This window comes from Megasphaera geminata F0357 (assembly GCF_000239275.1).
GTDB lineage: Bacteria > Bacillota > Negativicutes > Veillonellales > Megasphaeraceae > Megasphaera > Megasphaera geminata.
In genome coordinates, this window is the sequence record NZ_JH417616.1 from 46011 (window position 1) to 66972 (window position 20962).

General features: G+C 50.7%; 18 protein-coding genes, 2 pseudogenes and 1 CRISPR repeat array. Of the genes and pseudogenes, 7 read left to right on the forward strand and 13 right to left on the reverse strand.

All coding sequences use genetic code 11. The features are described 5' to 3' along the window. Positions 1-70 precede the first annotated feature (70 nt). Positions 71-545: direct repeats of the CRISPR family, unit length 36 nt; unit sequence GTTTCCGTCCCCTCTCGGGGTTTAGGTAATTAATTG. Between the two features lie 584 nt (positions 546-1129). The 4 genes from HMPREF0080_RS08710 to HMPREF0080_RS08725 all read left to right on the forward strand — a co-directional run bounded on the left by HMPREF0080_RS08710 (position 1130) and on the right by HMPREF0080_RS08725 (position 4365). Next, complete coding sequence (locus HMPREF0080_RS08710; RefSeq protein ID WP_006791111.1) at positions 1130-1330, forward strand: DUF1858 domain-containing protein; 201 nt, start codon at positions 1130-1132, stop codon at positions 1328-1330. Positions 1331-1478: 148 nt separating this feature from the next. Beyond that, positions 1479-1952 (forward strand): MarR family winged helix-turn-helix transcriptional regulator, encoded by a 474-nt coding sequence (locus tag HMPREF0080_RS08715; RefSeq protein ID WP_006791112.1) that lies wholly within the window; start codon positions 1479-1481, stop codon positions 1950-1952. A 180-nt stretch (positions 1953-2132) separates the two neighbouring features. Then, positions 2133-2867: an ATP-binding cassette domain-containing protein gene (locus HMPREF0080_RS08720; RefSeq protein ID WP_006791113.1), complete on the forward strand. Its 735-nt coding sequence runs from the start codon at positions 2133-2135 to the stop codon at positions 2865-2867. Next, positions 2860-4365 (forward strand): ABC transporter permease/substrate-binding protein, encoded by a 1506-nt coding sequence (locus tag HMPREF0080_RS08725; protein ID WP_006791114.1) that lies wholly within the window; start codon positions 2860-2862, stop codon positions 4363-4365. The genes HMPREF0080_RS08720 and HMPREF0080_RS08725 overlap by 8 nt, the downstream gene beginning before the upstream one ends. A 94-nt stretch (positions 4366-4459) precedes the next feature. Here the strand turns inward: HMPREF0080_RS08725 and ileS are convergent, their stop codons facing one another. From ileS to HMPREF0080_RS08740, 4 genes and pseudogenes are all read right to left on the reverse strand, one after another. After that, on the reverse strand, positions 4460-7255 hold the full coding sequence (ileS, locus tag HMPREF0080_RS08730) for an isoleucine--tRNA ligase (RefSeq protein ID WP_006791115.1): 2796 nt from the start codon (positions 7253-7255) through the stop codon (positions 4460-4462). Positions 7256-7582: 327 nt separating this feature from the next. Further along, positions 7583-8068, reverse strand: coding sequence for a transketolase C-terminal domain-containing protein (locus HMPREF0080_RS11135; protein ID WP_006791116.1), 486 nt, complete (start codon positions 8066-8068; stop codon positions 7583-7585). Beyond that, positions 8053-9324 (reverse strand): annotated as a pseudogene (locus HMPREF0080_RS08735) (1-deoxy-D-xylulose-5-phosphate synthase); the annotation flags it as partial. The pseudogene HMPREF0080_RS08735 and the gene HMPREF0080_RS11135, both read right to left, overlap by 16 nt. Before the next feature lie 153 nt (positions 9325-9477). Then, positions 9478-10893: an alanine/glycine:cation symporter family protein gene (locus tag HMPREF0080_RS08740; protein WP_006791118.1), complete on the reverse strand. Its 1416-nt coding sequence runs from the start codon at positions 10891-10893 to the stop codon at positions 9478-9480. A gap of 402 nt (positions 10894-11295) precedes the next feature. Between HMPREF0080_RS08740 and HMPREF0080_RS08745 the strand changes: the two genes are divergently transcribed. After that, complete coding sequence (locus tag HMPREF0080_RS08745; protein WP_006791119.1) at positions 11296-12018, forward strand: NAD-dependent protein deacylase; 723 nt, start codon at positions 11296-11298, stop codon at positions 12016-12018. A gap of 164 nt (positions 12019-12182) precedes the next feature. Here HMPREF0080_RS08745 and HMPREF0080_RS08750 read toward each other — a convergent pair whose 3' ends face one another. The 3 genes from HMPREF0080_RS08750 to HMPREF0080_RS08760 form a co-directional block, all read right to left on the reverse strand. After that, positions 12183-12758 carry a xanthine phosphoribosyltransferase gene (locus HMPREF0080_RS08750; RefSeq protein WP_006791120.1) on the reverse strand — a complete coding sequence of 192 codons (576 nt, stop codon included), beginning with the start codon at positions 12756-12758 and terminating at the stop codon, positions 12183-12185. A 21-nt stretch (positions 12759-12779) separates the two neighbouring features. Further along, complete coding sequence (locus HMPREF0080_RS08755) at positions 12780-15143, reverse strand: endonuclease MutS2 (RefSeq protein ID WP_006791121.1); 2364 nt, start codon at positions 15141-15143, stop codon at positions 12780-12782. Positions 15144-15260: 117 nt separating this feature from the next. After that, a complete protein-coding gene (locus HMPREF0080_RS08760) occupies positions 15261-15779 on the reverse strand; it encodes a gamma carbonic anhydrase family protein (RefSeq protein ID WP_006791122.1) in 519 nt (172 codons plus the stop codon). A 242-nt stretch (positions 15780-16021) separates the two neighbouring features. Here HMPREF0080_RS08760 and HMPREF0080_RS08765 point away from each other — a divergent pair, with 242 nt between their 5' ends. Together HMPREF0080_RS08765 and HMPREF0080_RS08770 are read left to right on the forward strand one after the other, a co-directional pair. After that, a complete protein-coding gene (locus HMPREF0080_RS08765) occupies positions 16022-16567 on the forward strand; it encodes a glutathione peroxidase (protein WP_006791123.1) in 546 nt (181 codons plus the stop codon). Between the two features lie 34 nt (positions 16568-16601). Continuing rightward, complete coding sequence (locus HMPREF0080_RS08770) at positions 16602-18083, forward strand: aldehyde dehydrogenase family protein (protein ID WP_006791124.1); 1482 nt, start codon at positions 16602-16604, stop codon at positions 18081-18083. 50 nt (positions 18084-18133) lie between these two features. Here the strand turns inward: HMPREF0080_RS08770 and HMPREF0080_RS08775 are convergent, their stop codons facing one another. The 6 genes and pseudogenes from HMPREF0080_RS08775 to rpsK form a co-directional block, all read right to left on the reverse strand. Further along, a complete protein-coding gene (locus tag HMPREF0080_RS08775) occupies positions 18134-18607 on the reverse strand; it encodes an 8-oxo-dGTP diphosphatase (protein WP_006791125.1) in 474 nt (157 codons plus the stop codon). Between the two features lie 12 nt (positions 18608-18619). Beyond that, on the reverse strand, positions 18620-18892 hold the full coding sequence (locus tag HMPREF0080_RS11140) for a DUF3783 domain-containing protein (protein ID WP_245527273.1): 273 nt from the start codon (positions 18890-18892) through the stop codon (positions 18620-18622). After that, positions 18786-19049 carry a DNA-directed RNA polymerase subunit alpha C-terminal domain-containing protein gene (locus tag HMPREF0080_RS11145; protein ID WP_006791126.1) on the reverse strand — a complete coding sequence of 88 codons (264 nt, stop codon included), beginning with the start codon at positions 19047-19049 and terminating at the stop codon, positions 18786-18788. Before HMPREF0080_RS11145 ends, HMPREF0080_RS11140 begins: the two co-directional genes overlap by 107 nt. A gap of 89 nt (positions 19050-19138) precedes the next feature. Beyond that, positions 19139-19477 carry a 50S ribosomal protein L17 gene (rplQ, locus tag HMPREF0080_RS08785; RefSeq protein WP_006791127.1) on the reverse strand — a complete coding sequence of 113 codons (339 nt, stop codon included), beginning with the start codon at positions 19475-19477 and terminating at the stop codon, positions 19139-19141. A 16-nt stretch (positions 19478-19493) separates the two neighbouring features. Further along, positions 19494-20480, reverse strand: a complete 987-nt coding sequence (locus HMPREF0080_RS08790; protein WP_006791128.1) for a DNA-directed RNA polymerase subunit alpha — start codon at positions 20478-20480, stop codon at positions 19494-19496. 53 nt (positions 20481-20533) lie between these two features. Next, positions 20534-20925: pseudogene (gene rpsK, locus HMPREF0080_RS08795) on the reverse strand (30S ribosomal protein S11). Positions 20926-20962: the final 37 nt, after the last annotated feature.

The following is a 20962-nucleotide window of genomic DNA, read 5'->3' on the forward strand; positions in this document are numbered from 1 at the left end:
CCGTCCCCTCTCGGGGTTTAGGTAATTAATTGCGGATGGAGAATCTGTGATGATGAATTTATTTACATCCGTTTCCGTCCCCTCTCGGGGTTTAGGTAATTAATTGAAAGGTGGTGTTTAATTATGGAGTTCGTATTGTGGTTTAGTTTCCGTCCCCTCTCGGGGTTTAGGTAATTAATTGGAATGAAAAAAATTCTATCCGCAATCTGTACTACCTGTTTCCGTCCCCTCTCGGGGTTTAGGTAATTAATTGGTTGCGAATGCTGTGGTGAATTGTTCTTGGAAAATGAGTGTTTCCGTCCCCTCTCGGGGTTTAGGTAATTAATTGCTCAATAAATTTCTCTTTATCATGGCCAAACCTCTCTTGTTTCCGTCCCCTCTCGGGGTTTAGGTAATTAATTGGTGATACAGAACGCGGACGGATGCGTTGAAACGCGGGTTTCCGTCCCCTCTCGGGGTTTAGGTAATTAATTGGACAAGCGATTTACTTGTAATAAGCAACGAAATTTGTTTCCGTCCCCTCTCGGGGTTTAGGTAATTAATTGCTGTCTCCGGGTACCCGCATTCTTGTGTGCTCCAAATAGAGAGTTGCGCGGCAGATTAGTTTTTCCATCCTTCATAAGCCCCCTCTTCATTTAAAGTTTGAACAAATAGCCTCTCTATCACAACGGGGCGGACTCTTCGGTGACAGCGCATAATTTCACTGTCATTATACACTGACTTGCAATTATCAGGCAAGTATCCGTTCATATGTTCCTAATACACGTAAAGACCTTCTCTTTTGAGAAGGCTCCGTATTTTTCTTATAATCTTTATGTTGTAAAGGTTCTGAACCTCGACAGTCCCCAACAAAACCGAAAATGTTGGCGATAAGATGATATCTTCCTGTATATCATTCAAGTGCTTCGGTCGCTTTTTAAGGGCATGCTGAGGTATGCCAGGCCGTAAAGCGCCGGAAACAGAAGATTTCCTCGAAGTTTCTGCCCGGTGACAACAACTATACGCCCCACCGTTTCGGAAAACGGCATTATATGTTGTATTTGCCACTGGCAATACAAATAAAGTGTGATATAATGAAAGCCGAATGAAAGATTACTTACTTAGTATAAAATAACAGGGAGGCATTAGTATGTCCATTACCAGAGACACAAACATTATTGAGGCGGTACAGAAATACCCGCAGATTATCGAGATCTTCCAGGACTACGGTTTGGGCTGCGTAGGCTGCATGGCATCCCACTTCGAAACGATCGGCGAAGGCGCCGGCGCTCACGGTATCGATGTGGACGCGCTGATTGCGGACCTCAACGACTGCATTAAAGAAGGATAATTGCGAGAGCATTCCTAAAGGCGAACATTCTGTTCGTCTTTTTTTGTTCTTTTTTCGGTTTTGTTTGACAACGGAGCGCCGGTCGGATATACTCTTGAAAAGTAAAATATTTTGACTATATTTAGACATTATTTGTGAGGGATACGGTATGGCAATTACGAGAAAAATAAAAGAGAGGAACCGGAAATATGCAAGACTGCGGGATACACAATTTTCTTTATATGAAAATTATGCCCGTCAATGGGGCTTACAGTCAAAATCCCTCTTAATTCTTTTATGGATTTACCGGAATCCTCAAGGGATTTCTCAACAAACGATTGCCGCCCACACATACTCTACAAAGCAGGTCGTTAACGCCGCCATAAAATCCTTCGCCCGAAAGGGATATTTATCCGTCACGGTTTCCGGGGCGGATAAACGCAAAAAGCTCATTACCCTGACAACCGACGGCAAAGCATTTGCCGCTTCCATCATCGAGCCGATGGACAGGGCGGAAGAAAGGGCATTCTCCCGCCTGACCGAAAGGCAACAGGATATACTTCTCCGGACAACGGCCGTCTTCTCGGCCGAATTGTCGGAAGAACTGAACCGTTTGTCACACAGAAAGGACGGAGTGAACTGAAGCTTCGCATCGTCCGTGTGCCGGAAACGGGCCGTTTCGTGTGACGGCCATCATCAAAGCAGCCGAAGATCCGTATTATCAGAACAACGTATACACACTGACACCGGAGCGGGCCTGCACGATGAATGAGCCGGCGGCCGTCCTTACGGAAAGCGTATCGCAAACAACAGGAGAACCGGTATGTTTGAATTGGAAAATGTCGGCAAAGCCTACGGAGAGACCGTCTCCCTTGCCGCTGCAACCTTAACTATAGAAGACGGCGAGTTCTTCGTTCTCGTCGGTTCCAGCGGCAGCGGCAAAACGACCTTATTGAAATTATTGAACCGTCTCATTGAACCGACGGAAGGAACGATCCGGCGCGGCGGTAAAGCTATCCGCACCCTGCCCTTGCGCCCGCTCCGCCTCGACACGGGGTATGTACTGCAGCAAATCGCCCTCTTTCCTAATCTGACGGTTGCCGAAAATATCGCCCTTGTGCCGATGATGAAAGGGCTGAGTAAAGCGGAAACAATAGAACAAACCCGAGCGTGGCTTACCAAGTTGGGCCTGCCGCCGCAGGAATATATGCACCGCTACCCGCGCGAGCTTTCAGGCGGGCAGCAGCAGCGGGTCGGCATTATTCGCTCCCTTATCGGCAAACCGCAGGTTCTGCTCATGGACGAGCCCTTCAGCGCCCTTGACCCGTTATCACGCAGGCAGCTGCAAGAGCTGATTAAAGATCTGCACCGGGAATTCGGCCTGACTATCGTTTTCGTCACGCACGACATGGCGGAGGCCTTCTGTTTGGGTTCCCGCCTTTGTATCATGGAAAACGGCAGGATCATCCGTATCGGCACGCCGTCGGAGATTAAAGAGAACCCGCAGAGCGATTTTGTCCGTCAACTGTTCAGCTTAGGCGGTGATTCGCATGAATAGTATAGCGACAACCTTTATCGAACGGCAGCATGACTTTTATATCGCCCTGATACAGCATCTGCAGTTATCACTGGGCGCCCTTTTCATAGCCATCGTCATTGCCTTACCGCTCGGTGTCCTGGTAGCCCGCAGGAAGGGAATTGCCGAAGTATTGGTACAAATCACGGGCATCATGCAGACCCTACCGTCGCTGGCCGTCCTAGGTCTCATGATCCCGATCTTCGGCATCGGTTCCCTGCCGGCCTTAACGGCCCTCGTCATCTATGCGCTCTTCCCGATTTTACAAAACACGATCACGGGCATTCAGGAAATCGACCCGTCCCTTCAGGAGGCAGGCGAAGCACTCGGCATGAATCGCCCGGAAAAACTGAAAAACTATGAAATCCCGTTAGCTCTGCCGGTCATTACCGCAGGTATACGTACGGCCGCCGTCATGATCATCGGCACGGCTACCTTGGCGGCCCTCATCGGCGCCGGCGGCCTGGGCACTTTCATTCTTCTCGGCATCGATCGCAACGACAGCGCCCTCATTTTAATCGGTGCCCTCGCATCGGCGTTTCTGGCAATAGTATTTAATTTTATCCTCCGTTTCATGGAACATCGGTCATTGCGCCATATAGCCTGCTTCTTAGGTACGCTTGCTCTTATTCTGATCACCTCGTTCGTGCCCTTTTCAGGCCGTCATGATAAGATCGTCATTGCGGGAAAGCTCGGACCCGAACCGGAGATCCTCATCAATATGTATAAAGAGCTGATTGAACACCATACAAATCTGGAAGTTGAATTAAAGCCGAATTTCGGTAAAACTACCTTTCTCTATGAAGCCCTGAAAAGCGGCGATATAGATATGTATCCGGAGTTTACGGGAACGGTAACGACAACGCTCTTACAGCAAAAACCGCCTGCATCGACAGAGGCCCGCACGGTCTATGAACAAGGCCGCGACGGAATTTACAGCCAGGACAGACTGATTTATTTAGAACCGACAGCTTATGAAAACACATATGCCGTAGCCGTTTCCGAAACATACGCGGCCGCCCATTCACTGCACACCATTTCGGATCTCACCCGTGTCAGCAACAGCGCCGTAGCCGGCTTCACCCTGGAATTTGCGGACCGCCGGGACGGCAACAGAGGACTGCAAAGCCTCTACGGTCTCCATCTCAACGTCAAAACGATGGAACCGGCCCTGCGCTATGAAGCCATCCGCAACGGCGCTATCCAAATTACGGACGCCTATTCGACAGACAGCGAGCTGATTCAGTATCATCTTGTTGTCTTAAAAGATGATAAGCATCTTTTCCCGCCTTACCAGGGAGCGCCGCTCATACGGGAAGAAACCCTGGAGGCGCATCCGGAATTAAGAGACGTACTGAATAAATTGTCCGGCAATATTACGGAAGAAGAAATGCAGCAAATGAACTATGAAGTACGCGTTAACGGGCGCAGCGCTCACGACGTCGCGGCAGAATATGTAAAAAACCGCGGACTCATTTGATACTGCGGCACATAATCAGTAAAGGGCTGTAATACACTGAGACAACGTTCTCCATGTATTACAGCCCTTTATTTTCAAACCGGGTACGATCGTGTTATTTTAATGCATCGACACAACGTTTACAAAGCGTCGGGTGTGACGCATCCTGACCTACCGTCCTGTCATGCGTCCAGCAGCGTTCGCATTTTCCGTACCGTGACGGTTCTACGACAACCTGCATGTCCGTATGTTCTTCTCCGGCGGCAGCCGCTGCCGGCGCGGCGCCCTCAACAAGCACAGCTTCACTGACGATAAGCAGTGTAGCCAAGTAAGGTTCCCATTTTTTGAGAAAATCGTACGCTTCACCGGTTGCGTAAATGGTAACGGCGGCATCAAGAGAGTGCCCGATCTTACGGTCTTTTCGGGCGCCTTCAAGGATACGCGTGAGGTCGGAGCGATAGGAGAGAAATTCATTCCAGCGTGCAGCCAGAGCGGCATCGAGATATTCTTTATGCTGCCGCGGCCAATCCGTAAGGAGCACGCTTTCTTCCTTACCGGCTACGTCCGGCATGAACTGCCATACTTCTTCGGCCGTAAAGGACAAAACAGGCGCCGTGATCTTAACGAGCGTATCCAGGATGATATACATGGCCGTCTGCGCACTGCGGCGGGCAAGTGATCCGGCCTTTTCCGTATATACGCGATCCTTGGTAACATCGAGATAGATGGAGCTGAGATCGACGGTGCAGAAGTTATGGATCGTATGGTACATAACGTGGAACTGGTAGTTTTCATACGCTTCCGTAACCGTTTCGAAAACCTGCTCCAGCCGCAGCAACGCCCATTTGTCGATTTCCGTCATATCCGCATACGCTACAGCATCCGTTTCGGGATTAAAATCATTGATATTGCCGAGAAGGAACCGGAAGGTATTGCGGATCTTGCGATACACATCGCTCAGCTGTTTCAGGATTTTCGGTGAAAGGCGCACGTCGCCCTGATAATCGGCAGACGATACCCACAAACGCATAACGTCGGCGCCGTATTGATCGATGATTTCCTGAGGAGCTACCGTATTGCCTACGGACTTACTCATCTTGCGGCCTTCGCCGTCTACCGTAAAACCGTGTGTCAAGACGGCCTTGTACGGAGCGATGCCGTTAATCGCCACGGACGTGAGCAGGGACGAATTGAACCAGCCGCGATGCTGGTCGGAGCCTTCAAGATACATTTCACAGGGATAGTCCAATTCAGGGTCGTGCTTCAGAACGCCCTGGTGGGTACACCCGCTGTCAAACCATACGTCCATAATATCCGATTCTTTACGGAATTCCGTGCAGCCGCATTCAGGGCACGTAAAGCCTTCGGGCAGGAGCTCCTTTTCCGTACGAGCCCACCATGCATCGGAACCTTCTTTAGCGAAGATTTCCTGCAAGTGTGCAACGGTTTCATCCGTAATGACCGCGTGATTGTGTTCGCGGCAGTAGAAGATAGGGATGGGTACGCCCCAGACACGCTGGCGGGAAATGCACCAGTCGCCGCGGTCGTGAATCATATTGTAAATGCGGTCATGGCCCCAGGCGGGGATCCACTGCACCTTATCAATGGCTTCGAGCGCTTTTTGACGATAGCCGTCAACAGACGAAAACCACTGTTCCGTCGCGCGATAAATAACGGGATTTTTACAACGCCAGCAATGGGCATACTGATGCCGCAGGGACCCTTTTGCAAAGAGGGCGCCGCAGGCGGCCAGAGCCTTGATCATTTCGACGTCCACATCGAGAACGAACTTGCCTTCATAGCCGGGAACGGCCTTTGTGTATCTGCCGTCCGGCCCGACCGTACCGATAGGGCCGAGACCCCAGGCGGCATATTTTTTGCAGACTTCAAAGTCTTCTTCGCCGTGATCGGGCGCCGTATGGACAAGGCCCGTGCCGGCCTCGAGCGTAACGTGGTCGCCGAGGATAACGGGAACGCGGCGCTCCGGATAGAACGGATGCAGAAAGACAAGGCCTTCTATCTGCTTTCCCGTCATAACACCGGGCAGCACTTCATACGCCGCAACCTTTGCCGCTTCCATCGTCGGCCCGACAAGCTCTTTGGCCATAAGCACCGCGGTATCTCCGACTTTAACCCAAACATATTCGATCGCCTCGTTGGCGCAAATAGCCATATTGGACGGAATAGTCCAAGGCGTCGTCGTCCAGATAAGCGCATACGCATGATCAAGGTCAAAGCCTGCCGGCGCATGTTTACCCAGGTCCGCCGCTTTGAAACGCACATAAATGGAATGTGACTTGATTTCCTTATATTCGATTTCCGCTTCCGCCAACGCCGTTTCACAATGAGGACACCAATAGACCGACTTCATGCCCTTGTAGATATAGCCGTTCTTGGCCATTTTGCCGAAAACGCCGATCTGCGCCACTTCAATATGTTTCTGCAATGTAAGGTAGGGGTGATCCCAATCCCCGAGCACACCGAAACGGATAAAATCCGCTTTCTGTTCCGTTACGCGCGCAAGAGCGTAATCATGACACCGTTTGCGTAAATCAAGAGGGGACGTATCGTGACGATCAAGACCGGTGTCCTTAATAACGGCATGTTCAATCGGCAGGCCGTGTGTATCCCAGCCGGGAACATATTTCGTGTAGAAGCCCTGCTGCGTTTTATACTTTAAAATAATATCCTTCAATACTTTGTTCAGGGCGTGGCCGATATGCAGCTTACCGTTGGCATAAGGAGGCCCGTCATGGAGAATAAACTTCTGCGCGCCGTTTCTCTTTTCGAGACGCTTATGATAGATATCATGCTCCTGCCAAAATGTTAAAAAATCCGGTTCCCGTTGCGGCAAATTACCGCGCATCGGGAATTCTGTTTCCGGAAGATGCAAGGTTTTACCATAATCCATTGTAATTCCTCCTTAAAAAAAATAACATCTTCATCCCTTAAGGGACGAAGATGTAATCACCGCGGTACCACCCTATTGGCTGCACACGCAGCCGCTCAAGACCCGTAACGGCGGTTAACCGGCAGCCGGTTCGCGGCTGCAGCTCCAAAGTGATCCGTCAGGGACTCTTCCTGCCGGTCTTCCACTGTCACCGACTCGCTGGCGAGTTGCCCGCCCTGACCGTCTTTTTCATCGTTTTGTATATATCGGTATATGTCCGTATTGTAATAGCATTTACACCCTTTGTCAAGACGTATGCTTTCTCGGACATACGCGGCCTGCCCCTGCCTAACGTCCCAGCTGTAAGGCTATATCACGGACTATGTGCTCGACGGTCAGCCCGTACCGTTCATAAAGCTCCACCAGAGGCACATAGTCGGTAAATTCTCTGCTCGCGCCGTACGTAAGCACGGTCACGGGAATGGCGCCGTAATAAGCGGCTACTTTCTCACCGAAACTGATGATGCCGTCTTCCATAGTGACGACAAGACGATGCGCCCCCACCAGCCTGTCGAGACAGGCTGTATCGATCTCCGTGAAAACACGAGGGTTGACGAGCGTCGCCGCAATACCGTACCGCTCAGCCAAAGCAGCCTGCACGCGGCGGGCCAGGTCATAGAAATTCCCCATTCCCAAAAGCGCGACTGTATTCCCTTCTTCAACAACGGCGAAAGAACGCCGGTTCGTATCGTCAAAAACGGGGCCTGCCGCATAATCACGGACATGCTGCGGTACCCGGATGACGACGGGCAACTCGCCAGCGTGAGCGCCCATGTGAGCATATTCGTGTAATCGGCCTTCGTCGCCGGCGCCAGGCCGAGAAGATCCGGCACCGTAGCCATCATCGCCAGATCATACATGTTAACGTGGGCCGCATCATTAGAGGAAATACCGCCGTTCGACGCAAAGTCGAGAATGACGACAGGATTGCCGTTGACGGCCACATCGAACATAAGCTGATCGTACGCCCGTTGCAAGAAGGTGCCGTAATCGAGGACGACGGGCCGGGCGCCGCCTTTGGCCAGGCCGGCCGCAAAAGTCAGGGCATGGCCTTCGGCTATGCCGACATCAATATACCGGCCGCCGAGAAGGCGGCGAAACTCACAGTCGGCCCCGACATTGAGCGGCACGGCAGGACAGATGACAACAAGTTTTTCATCTCTCTTGGCCCGCTCCAGAAGCAGCGTCTTTGTAATACCGTCATATCTCTCGGCCATAGGCGGCCTCACGACGCTTTTTGCACTGATATGATGCCATTCTTCAGGCGCACGCTCCGCCGCGGCACAGCCATTTCCCTTCCGGGTACGCACATGCACGACAACGGGCTTTGCTTTCTCCCCTGCCGTCCGGAAAGCGGCAATCAGGGCGTCCGTATCATGACCGTCATGAACGTACAGGTAGTCAAGACCGCAGGCGCGAAAAATATTATTCGCCGTTGTTCCCCGTGTATCCCGCAGTTCTTTTAAATTCCTATAAATACCGCCATGATTTTCCGCAATGGACATATCGTTATCGTTGACGACGATAATAAGCGGACAGTCCGCCTCGCCCGCATTATTCAGGCCTTCAAAGGCGGGGCCGCCGGATAAGGCGCCGTCACCGACCAGAGCAATAACATGATGCGACAGGCCGCGGACCGTCCGCGCCTTGGCCAGACCCAGAGCAAGGCCGACGGCGGTCGACGTATGGCCGACGAGGAAATGGTCGTGTTCGCTTTCAGCAGGGCTGGAATAGCCCGTGTAATCATGCCAGCGGACGGGATCAAGAAATTTCGCCTTCCGGCCGGTCAGAAGTTTATGAGTATAGCATTGGTGCGATACATCAAAGACAATTTTATCGTCAGGCGACCGGAAGACATAATGAAGAGCCACAGTCAGTTCGACCACACCTAAATTGGAGCCGAAGTGGCCGCCTTTTTCCGTTACGGCCCGTATAAGAACATCTCTGATTTCCGCACAAAGCCGCGGCAGCTCCGCCGGCGCCAGGCGTTTCAGATCAGCCGGGCTTTCTATTTCAGACAGATATGACATAGCCTCTCCTTAAACCAAGCGCTTTTTCCGCAAATTCGCTACTTTGAATATATCCGAAGGAAGAAAGGCTGTCAACATAAACGCCAAAAGAAGCGGTACCGTTTGGGGTACCGCTTCCTGCGCCGCTTTACATATGAGTTTTACAATACTGCCTTATTTCCAGTATTCAAGCCCCGTATCGTCAAGGCCGATATTCTTTGCCAGGAAGACGGGATTTTTCCCTTCTTTCCTCTGTTTTTCATAGTCTTTCATCGCTTTTACGGCCGTACTTCCCAAAACGGCACAGGCAGGGATATTGATAAAACACATGAAGGCCATAAAGATATCCGCAATATCCCAGGCTGCCGCCATGGACATTCCGGCACCGACAAAGATGATAAGGACCGCCGTTATGCGGTAGCAGGTCATAAATCCTCTGCCGGGAACGGAACCGTGTAAGAAGGTCAGGCAGTTGTCGACATAGAAGAGATTGCCGATAAGCGTGGAAAATGCAAAGAGAACCATGCAAATCGTGATGAGAAGCGGCCCGAAGGCGCCGAAATCCGCCGTAAGTGCCTGCTGTACGTAGGCGGCTCCGGCCGCCTCCTTCGTAATGGGCACGCCCGAGCAGAGACACATCATGGCAGTAGCCGTACATACGAGAAGCGTATCGATAAAAACGGAAAGCATCTGTACGAGCCCCTGCTTGACAGGATGGCTGACATCGGCCGTAGCCGCCGCGTTGGGAGCGGACCCGATACCGGCTTCATTCGAGTAGAGTCCGCGTTTTACACCTAACATAAGGCAGGATCCGGCAATGCCGCCGAAAATGGCCCGGAAGTCAAAAGCATCGGCAAAAATCATAGCGAATACGGCCGGCAAAAACGAGAGATGCGTAAAAACAATATAGAGGGCCGCTAAAATATAGATGGCGCCCATAAGCGGCACGATCCACGCAGTCGTACGGACAATGCGCTTACCGCCGCCGAGAATGCAATACCCTACGAGGACGGCCAAAACGGCGCCGATGAGCCAGGGCGTGGTCGCTTTGTCATAGAAACCGTAGACGGCGAAAGTCGATTGCAGATTGAACGATGCGAGGAGATTGAAGCCCCCGGCATACGTCAAAATCAGGAAAAACGCAAAAACCGCACCGAGAAACCTGCTGTGCAAAGCCGTTTCGATGTAATAGGCCGGACCGCCGTAGCTGTCGCCGTGATGGCCGCGGCGTTTGTAGATCTGAGCAAGCGTGCTTTCAATGAAGGCGCTGGCGCCGCCGATGAGGGCCATGATCCACATCCAAAAAACACTGCCGGGGCCGCCGAGACAGATAGCCGTGGAAATACCGATGATATTGCCTGTCCCCACACGGGAAGCCGTAGAAACCATAAGGGCCTGGAAGGACGAAATGGCTTTCTCCTGCTGCGGTTTTTCCATGACGACACGAATACTTTCGCCGAACATGCGCAGCTGAACGAAGCCTGTACGCCCGGTGAAATAAAAGCCGGCAATGACAAGAACGATGACGAGGACCGGATAGTAAAGAATACTGTCCCAATAGTCGAGTTCATTTAAAATAAGTGCAGCCATACCTGTACTCTCCTTTGATTAAAATTCGTTTTCACATATAGAAATCATAATATTTATAAATTCATTTGTCAATAATTATTCATTTTATTATCTTAAAATATTTTATATTTCCCGAATGATGACTTACATTATAAAATTTTCTGCCGAAGCGACGGACAACAATATTTTTTCCCTGTTTACATAAATATTTATGCAATTCTACACCTTGTATACAAAAACTTAACTTGGTAAGGGACTGCAATAATGGTATAGTGAAAGAAAACACATCTGAAAAAACTAATCCCCGCGAAGCTCCGTTGAAAGCCGGCGCGGTCTGACATGTTGTTCATAACGAAAATGTCAGACCCAAAAGCCGTACCGACCTTTTAAATGAATTGTATATGCTCTGAAGGAGGCTGTCTTATGTCTGATCTCGAACGTTTTGCCCTGATGATCAAAGAATCGAATAACATTGTATTCTTCGGCGGTGCCGGCGTGTCTACGGAAAGCGGTATCCCCGATTTTCGCAGCGTCGACGGTCTGTACAATCAAAAATACAAATTCCGTCCCGAAACGATTTTAAGCCATACCTTTTATGTTAATAATAAAGACGAATTCTACCGCTTCTACCGCGACAAGATGCTTTGTCTTGATGCGGCGCCCAATGCCGCCCATTTGAAACTGGCCGAGCTGGAAAGGGCAGGCAAACTGAAAGCCGTGATCACGCAAAACATCGACGGCCTGCACCAGAAGGCAGGCAGTAAAAACGTGCTGGAGCTGCACGGCAGCGTCCATCGCAACTATTGCGAGCAGTGCCGCAAGTTTTTCGATGCCGCTTATATGAAGGCATCCGCCGGTATTCCCGTTTGTGATGCCTGCGGCGGGCCGATCAAACCGGATGTGGTCCTCTACGAGGAAAGTCTCGATGACGGGGTCATCGCCGCGACGGTCCGTTATATCCGTGAAGCGGACATGCTGATCATCGGCGGTACCTCCCTTGTCGTTTATCCGGCGGCGGGGCTGGTTCATTACTACCAAGGCCGTAAACTGGTCCTCATCAACAAGGGCGCCACGGATATGGACGGCACGGCCGATTTGGTCCTGCACGAACCGATCGGCGAAGTGTTCCGCAACATAACAGTATAAACTGACTGCAAAATCTTTTCATAATATACCGAATCGCGCGGCTAATACCGCCCTGACGGCAAACCGGCGCATCAGCCGTGAAAAGAACTCATCAGGCCGGAGCTCGAATAAAAGCGTACTCCAAAAAGCGGAGGATATACCGTTTTCGGTATATCCTCCGCTTTTTATTCCGCAAAAACGGGCCGGTTGTCCTCAAACGCCTTAATCCGTGCCAACGCTTCGACGCGATATCCTTTACCTGCCAAGGCCCGCCTGCCCGGCTGGAAGGATTTTTCAACGACAATCCCTATGCCGGCTACTGTCGAACCGGCGTCTTCAACCATTTGCACCAAACCTGCGGCAGCCGCACCGCTGGCGAGGAAATCATCAATGATAAGGATCTGTTCACCTGCGGGTAAATAGTGCCTGCTTATGACGGCCGTATAAGCTTCTTCTTTCGTATACGAGTAAATTTCGGCGGTATACATGTCGTCTTTCAGGAGGAGAGATTTTTTCTTGCGCGCAAAGACAAGGGGGATACCGCCCATAGCGACAGCCGTCGCCAAGGCGACGGCTATGCCCGAGGTTTCGATGGTCACAATACGATCGATGTGAATATCGTTAAACCGCCGGGCAAATTCACGCCCCATATCCATAATAAGAGCCGCATCAATTTGATGATTGAGAAAACTGTCTATCTTTAAAATACGGTTATCTATGATCAGCCCGTCCTGCAAAATACGTTTTTTTAACTCTTCCATTCTTTTCTCCTCAAAAGAGCTTCAGAAAATTACAAGGGTCACGCCGGCACCGCCGTTTTGTGCGTCCTCCAGATGATACGACCGCACAAAGGGCAAGGTGTCCAAATAATCATGTACCTGCCTGCGCAAGGCGCCGCTGCCTTTGCCGTGAATAATACGCACGGGGCTGAAGCCTGCCGCCAGTGCCTGATCGAGGAAACGCGAAACTTCAGGAACAGCTTCGCTCCCCGTCTTGCCGATAATGTTAAGCTCCGTGGCAACGCGGCCCGTCCGCACGGGCCGGAAGGACGAAGCGGCGGCCGCCCGCCTTTCGGCCTGTTTTTCCTGCCTGACTTCCTCCAAATAAGGCGCGCTGATATCGGTAATACCGACGCGGACGGTCATTCCCCGCACCGAAACGGTAAGCCGCCTGCCCTTTATTTCTTCCACCGTGCCGAGACCGCCGAGCGAATTGATGTAAACCGTCTGGCCTGTTTTGAGTCGCTTCGGATCGACGGGATCGCGTTTCGGACCTGCCATATCGGGCAGGGATATCTGCTGAATGGCCCGACGGGCTTTATCTATGGCCTTGGCTCTCTCCCGGGCGGAGTCTTCTGCAGACTGTTGTTTCAGCTCCCGAATAATCCGTTCCGCTTCAAGGCGCAGGTTACGTTTCAGTTCCGTCGCTTCGCGGCGCCCGGCTTCGACAATATCCTGACGCCTGGAAGCGATTTTTTCTTTTTCCCTGCGCAGATCCTCTTCATGACGCTTTACAGCCGCCAGCTTTTCTTCCAGTAGGGCCTGTTCTTCGTCCATTTGCTTTACCTGGTTGTTAAGTTTCGTTAAAACGGCCTCCATATCCACGTCCTGTGCCCTGCTGCGCAACTCACGGGCTTTATCGAGAACCGGCGCCGGCATGCCGAGGCGTTCGCTGATGCTGAAGGCGTGACTGCTGCCGGCCGAGCCGATACGCAGTTTATATGTCGGCCGCAGCGTTTTCGTATCGAATTCAACATGGCCGTTTTCAATACCTGCCGTATTATACGCATAATTCTTCAGCTCATTATAATGCGTTGTCACCATAGCCAGTACACCTTTGCGGTAAAGCTCTTCCATAACGGCAATCGCCAGGGCGCCGCCTTCGGCAGGATCCGTGCCGGAACCGATTTCGTCCGCCAGGACGAGGTCTTCAGCCGTCGCATGCTTAATAATATAAACAAGTTGTTTCATATGACTTGAGAAGGTGCTGAGATCTTGGGCAATATCCTGTTCGTCACCGATATCGGCAAAAATATCGCCGAAAACGGGTAATTCCGACCCGTCCCGTACGGGAAGAAAAAGACCGGCCTGGTGCATGAGCGCCAGAAGGCCGAGAGTCTTCATGGAAACGGTCTTTCCTCCCGTATTGGAGCCCGTAATGAGGAGAATACGATACTCCCCGCCCAGAATAATCGTGTTGGAGACAACTTTATCCGCAGGAATGAGCGGATGGCGCGCATCGTAGAGTTTTATCACACGGTTCTGCGAAATAAGCGGCCGCGTTGCCTTCATTTGTAAAGCCAAGCGCGCCTTCGTGAATGCGAATTCCAGGGCGCCGACAAGAAGCGTGCTTTCCATAAGGCCTTCATAGTTTCCTGCGACAAGGGCCGTAAGGCGCCGGAAGATACGCTCAATTTCTTTCGCTTCACCGAGCCGTGCCGCCTGCAAGTCGTTATCGGCCTCGACTATGGCAAGCGGTTCTACATAAAGGGTCGCGCCGCTGGCGGACATATCATGGACAATGCCGGGAAAGGCGTGCCTGTATTCTTGTTTAACAGGAATAACGCTGCGGTTATTACGAATCGTAACAAGTGTATCCTGGAAATATTTCTGATATTCTTTATTTCGCAGAATAGTGTTGATATATCGTTTCGTCTGCCGTTCAAGCTCCGTAATCCTGCCGCGGAGACGTAAAAGTTCGGCCGATGCATTATCGCGAATTTGATGTTCTTCATTGAAAACGGAGGTAAATTTACGTTCCAAGAAAGAAAAGTCGCCGATAGCCGCAGCCTTCTCCGCCAACTGCGGATAGTCGCCGTACCTGGGCGCAAAAAACTCTTTGACCTCCCTGTAACGCCGTATATTTTCCCAGACGGCAAGGCACTCGTCGCCCTCAAGGGCGATATCGCGTTTCGCCTTTTCCAGGTACGGGCGCACATCGGCAATCCCTCCCAGGGGCACCGGGCCTTCCCGTTCTGAACAGATAACGGCTTCTTCCGTATCATTCAGGCTCCGCACGAGGTCTTTTTCATCATTATAAGGCTTTAATTTTCCCGCCAATTCTCTGGACAGCCGTGACGGCGCCAGGCAAACGAGCATATCCCGAATTTCATTGAAACCGAGAATACGCATACTCCGTTTATTCATACAATCTCCTATTTCTCAATAATTCCGTCAGGTACGAATAACGGTTTTATTATAACACAGAAAAGGACGGATTATGAGGGTAAATCCTCCGTCCGCCCTTATTTACAGCCTGTTATCTTATACTTTCCAGCCGGGATACTGTACGGCAAAATCATGATACCGCATGACCTCATGCTTCGTCCGTGCGACAGCCGCATCGTCAAGTTCCCGGACAAAACGCGCGGGACTGCCGAAAATGAGCGACCTGTCGGCAATACGTTTGCCTTGAGGCAAAACCGAACCGGCACCGACGATACAGCCGGCGCCGATATCCGTCTGCACGGAAATGCAGGAACTCATGCCGATGAGCGTGCAGGTGCCGATGCGTATGCCGTGAATCATCGAGTTGTGCCCGATAAGGACATAGGACTCAATGCATAAAGGCGTATCCAGATCGGCGTGAACCGTCGAATTATCCTGTATGTTCGTATATGCACCGATATAAATAGGCGCAAAATCACCGCGAACGACCGTATTCGGCCAGATACTGACGCCTTCGTCAACGGTAACATCGCCGATAAGAACAGCCGTAGGCGCAATAATCGCAGATTCATGGATCCGCGGGGTCTTGCCGTTAAAACTTTCTATATAAGCCATTGTCCATACCTCCGGATACCCGTAATATTATATTATTATATCATTCCGTTACGCTCCCGTGTATGCCTAACTTATATAAATGAATATGCAGGTTGCTTTTTATGTATTCTTCGAAAAATATACTTATAGAGTATTGATTTATTTTTCATTTCAGACTATACTTTAGTTAACGGATAATAATTATTGATTGTCTTGTCCGAGTGGATACATACCTATACATATATTGACCGGAGGTGGTTACTATGAACGTTTATGATTTTAAAGTAAAAAATATTAAAGGCGAAGACGTTTCTCTTGCCGATTATAAAGGCAAGGTAATTCTTATCGTCAATACGGCCAGTAAATGCGGCTTTACGCCGCAGTACGAAGGCCTCGAAGCACTTTATAAAAAATATCGGGACCGGGGTTTTGTCATTCTCGGCTTCCCGTCCAATCAGTTCCTTGCACAGGAACCGGGCAGTAACGACGAAGTTCAGTCATTCTGCAAATTGAATTACGGCGTGACCTTCCCGCTCTTCGCCAAAGTCGATGTGCGGGGTAACGGTGCGGATCCCCTCTTCAGCTATTTAAGTGACGCCGCTCCTTTTGCAGGCTATGAGCTCGATAAAGAAGCCGGCAAGTTGATCAAACAGGTAGTCAGCGAGCATTATCCTGACAATCTTGAAGGAAACGGCATTAAATGGAACTTTACAAAATTTCTCATCAGTCGTGACGGCAGTCAGGTTACGCGCTTTGAATCAAGCGTAACGCCGGAAGAATTGGAACCGGCAGTAAAAGCGGCATTGTAAGACGGCTTATAACTATAGAAATAGGAGATATCTGATGAAAAACTACGTACAAGACTCATACAATTTGTATATCGGCGGTCAATGGGTACCGTCAAGCGACGGCAAGACATTCAACGAATATAATCCGTCAAACGGGGAACTGCTCTCCATTGTAGCGGAAGCTACAAAAGAAGATGTGGACAAAGCCGTACAAGCGGCTGCAAAAGCCCTGACCGCATGGAAGCACACATCTCTTATTGAACGACAGAATTTATTGCTCCGGATCGCCGACATCATCGACGCCAATGCCGAACATCTGGCTATGGTGGAAACTCTTGACAACGGCAAACCGCTCCGCGAAACACGGGCGGTCGACATCGCTCTCGGCGCCGATCACTTCCGTTACTTTGCGGGCGCCGTCCGCACACAGGAAGGCCGTGCCGTTATGCTTGACGACAAGACGCTCAGTCTGGTCGTTCACGAGCCGATCGGCGTTGTCGGGCAGATCGTGCCGTGGAACTTCCCTTTCCTTATGGCGGCATGGAAACTGGCGCCCGTCCTGGCGGCAGGTTGTACGACCGTCCTCAAACCGTCGAGTACGACATCTCTCAGTGTTCTCGAACTGATGCGCCTCATCGGCGATATCATACCGGCAGGGGTTGTCAATATCATTACCGGCAGCGGTTCCCGCACGGGCCAGTACCTTCTCGACCATCCGGACGTACAGAAGCTCGCCTTCACAGGCTCGACGGAAATCGGCTACAGCGTGTACAAAGCGGCACAGGAAAAATTGGTTCCCGCAACCCTTGAACTGGGCGGCAAGTCGGCAAATATCTTCTTCGACGATTGCAAGTGGGATATGGCAATGGACGGCGCCCAGCTGGGCATTCTCTTTAACCAGGGACAAGTATGCTGCGCCGGTTCACGTATCTTCGTACAGGAAGGTATTTACGACAAGTTCGTCCATGATTTGGCGGAACGCTTCAATCGCGTAAAAGTCGGCCTTCCCTGGGAAGAAGGCGTGCAGATGGGCGCTCAAATTGACGGCAAGCAGGTACAGAAAATTCTCGACTACGTTGAGATCGGGAAGAAAGAAGGAGCCCGTCTCGTTTGCGGCGGCGAAAAAATCACTTCCGGCGGTCTGGAAAAAGGCAACTTCGTCCGCCCGACAATCTTCACCGACGTAACCAACGATATGCGGATTGCCCGTGAAGAAATCTTCGGTCCCGTCGTCTGCATCATCAAATTCAAGACGGAAGAAGAAGTTATCGCAATGGCCAATGACAGCGAATACGGCCTCGGCGGCGCCGTCTGGACACGCGATATCAACAGGGCCCTGCGCGTGGCAAATGCCGTAGAAACGGGCCGTATGTGGGTGAACACGTACAACACGATTCCCGCAGGCGCCCCCTTCGGCGGCTACAAGCAATCAGGAATCGGCCGCGAAACGGATAAGACGACGCTTGAGCACTACACGCAAACAAAGAATATTTATATCAATATAGCCGAAGCTCCTACGGGTTTATACGAAAGTTAAGCCCCTGAGCCGATTCTGAAAAGAGGTCCCGTATATGCGGGACCTCTCTTTTATTGCCTGTCTTCTTTTATTTCCAGCGACTGTACGGTTTCGCCGTCGGGTGCAAAAATAACGCGGCCTTTAATACGTTCTCCCTTAATAAGCCTAGGCAGCCACACTCGATCGCTCTGCCACATCCGGTCATACGGCAGTTGATCAACCGCAAAAAATCGGGGTTCCATTTCTTCCGACTCGGTAGCATTCCCGGTCCACGTTTTTACAAAATAAATGTATGTAATATGGTCGGCTGCCGGTGCGGCAGTAAAGTGAAAATCAAGAAATCCCATATACTCCAGCGCTTCCGGTTCGGCAAGGAGAGATACCTCTTCATAAAGCTCCCGTACCGCACATTCACGGAAGGATTCGCCGGGCTCCAGCTTACCGCCGAAACCGTTCCATTTACCGTTGCCGAAACCGCGTTTCTTACACCCCAAAAGAAGCCTGCCGTCCGCCGCGACGGGAAAACATAACGTGGTCGGTCTCATGAAAATATCTCCCTATTTAGAATTAACCTGTCTGAAGTATTCATGTTCCTGCCGCAGTTCGTAAAGGACGGTGTAAATATTCCAGGTAATATTATTCGGCGTGAGCATTGCCTTCAAGGGAATATGTTTCAGCTTTCCCCGTTTAATCGCTTCAAGGAGCTCATGGGCCGCCGCCCTGTCAAAGCCGCAGAGAATAATTGCTTCCTGTGTAACCGGTTCCGTTCCTTCCGTGAATACCTTGCCCTTCTTCCGTGCTTTCCTGTCCGAGGCCGTGGATTTCGGCAACTTCCTCTTCCGTAAGCCCCAAGAGTTCGCCGACGGTCTTATTTTTTTCCTCTTCCGTTACGGCTTTGACATTAGCCTGCGCGATCAGACTGACATGTTTTAACAGCCGCAACCTGTCTGTACCGAAATTAACGGCCAGTACGGTTCTGTATGCCATAATCTTACTCCTTTGCTTAAAAGGAAAAGCGTTGCAGTCGCCCGCAACGCTTCAAGCCGCAATACACATGCATTGCAGCAGGGATTTCCTTATACCAGTTCAATGATAACCATCGGAGCGGCGTCGCCCTGACGGACACCGGTCTTGATAATGCGCGTATATCCGCCCTGGCGGTCTTTATACTTCGGCGCCACTTCATCAAAGAGTTTCTTTACTACATCTTTATCCATCATGTATGCCAGTGCCTGACGACGTGCGTGCAGGTCGCCGCGTTTAGCAAGGGTCAGCATTTTTTCCGCGATTTTACGGAGTTCCTTCGCCTTAGCTTCCGTCGTTTCGATGCGTTCATACCGGAATAAAGAGGTAACAATGCCGCGTAATAGCGCTTTACGGGCAGAGCTGTCGCGTCCTAACTTTCTATAAGACAATCGTCATCCTCCTTTGCTATTCATCATTGGACTTCAACTCATGGCCGAAGTCTCTGAGTTTAACAATAATCTCATCAACCGATTTTTTGCCGAGGTTACGGATTTTTGAAAGATCCGTTTCCGTATGGGCAACCAAATCACCGATTGTATAAATATTGGCACGTTTCAAGCAGTTCGAAGCGCGGACGGACAATTGGAGAAGATCAATGGACTCATCCGTCTCGCCTTCCGCTCTGCCGGATCCTTCGGCACCTTCCGCGTCTTCTTCGCTGCTGTCACGGACGAAAACACCTTCCTGCAGTTTATCGTCCGTCGTAGCCAGTTTTTTGAATTCGTCCAAATAGCTCGACATGATGTTGGCAGCCGTTGCCAATGCATCGGCTGCCGTAATGCTGCCGTCTGTCTGAACTTCCATGGTCAACGAATCGTAATCCATTTCGTTGCCTACCCGAACATTTTCCACTTCATATTTGGCCCGCAATGTGGGCGAAAAGATGGAGTCGATGGGAATGACGCCGATAACGTCCGTTTCCTTCTTATTCTTGGCGGAAGGGATGTACCCCTTGCCTCTTTCGATATGGCAATGCATACGAATGTGGGCATCTTCATCAAGTGTCGCAATATGAAGGGCCGGGTTCAAAATTTCTATGTCTGAGTTTACGTTGAGGTCTGCAGCCGTGAAATCGCATTCTCCCGAAATATCAACAATAATATCGGCTTCCGTTATTTCCTTTGTATTAAACTTCATGCGAACCTGCTTGAGGTTCAGGATGATTTCGGAAACGTCTTCCCGTACGCCGGGTATCGTAGTAAATTCATGAAGAACACCGTCGATTTTAATCGACGTAACAGCCACGCCTTCAAGAGAAGATAAGAGAACACGTCGTAAACTGTTCCCCAAGGTGATTCCATAGCCTCGATCAAGAGGCTTGCATACGAATTTTCCAAAGTTTACATCATTGGTCTCAACGGATGTCACTTTAAATATATTCTCATTACTCATTGTGGAAAATCCTCCTATTCCAGAATCAAAATCAATTGCCTCAAGGCCATCGATTATACACGTCTCCGTTTAGGCGGACGGCAGCCGTTATGCGGAATAGGGGTAACATCTTTAATGGAATTAACTTCCAAACCGGCTGCCTGCAGAGCGCGGATTGCGGCTTCACGGCCGGAACCGGGGCCTTTTACGAATACTTCCACCTGACGGAGGCCATGTTCCATAGCAGCTTTTGCAGCCTGTTCAGCGGCCATCTGAGCAGCGAAAGGCGTGCTTTTACGGGAGCCGCGGAAGCCGAGGCCGCCTGCACTTGCCCAGGAAAGAGCATTGCCTTTGGTATCGCTGATCGTGACGATGTATTATTGAACGTATGACCGGATGTGGCAGAGCCGGATTCTACATGCTTCTTTTCTTTTCTTTTGTTGCTTCTTACATTGTTCTTAGCCAAAATCGATTCCCTCCTTACTTAGAAATATTATTTTTTT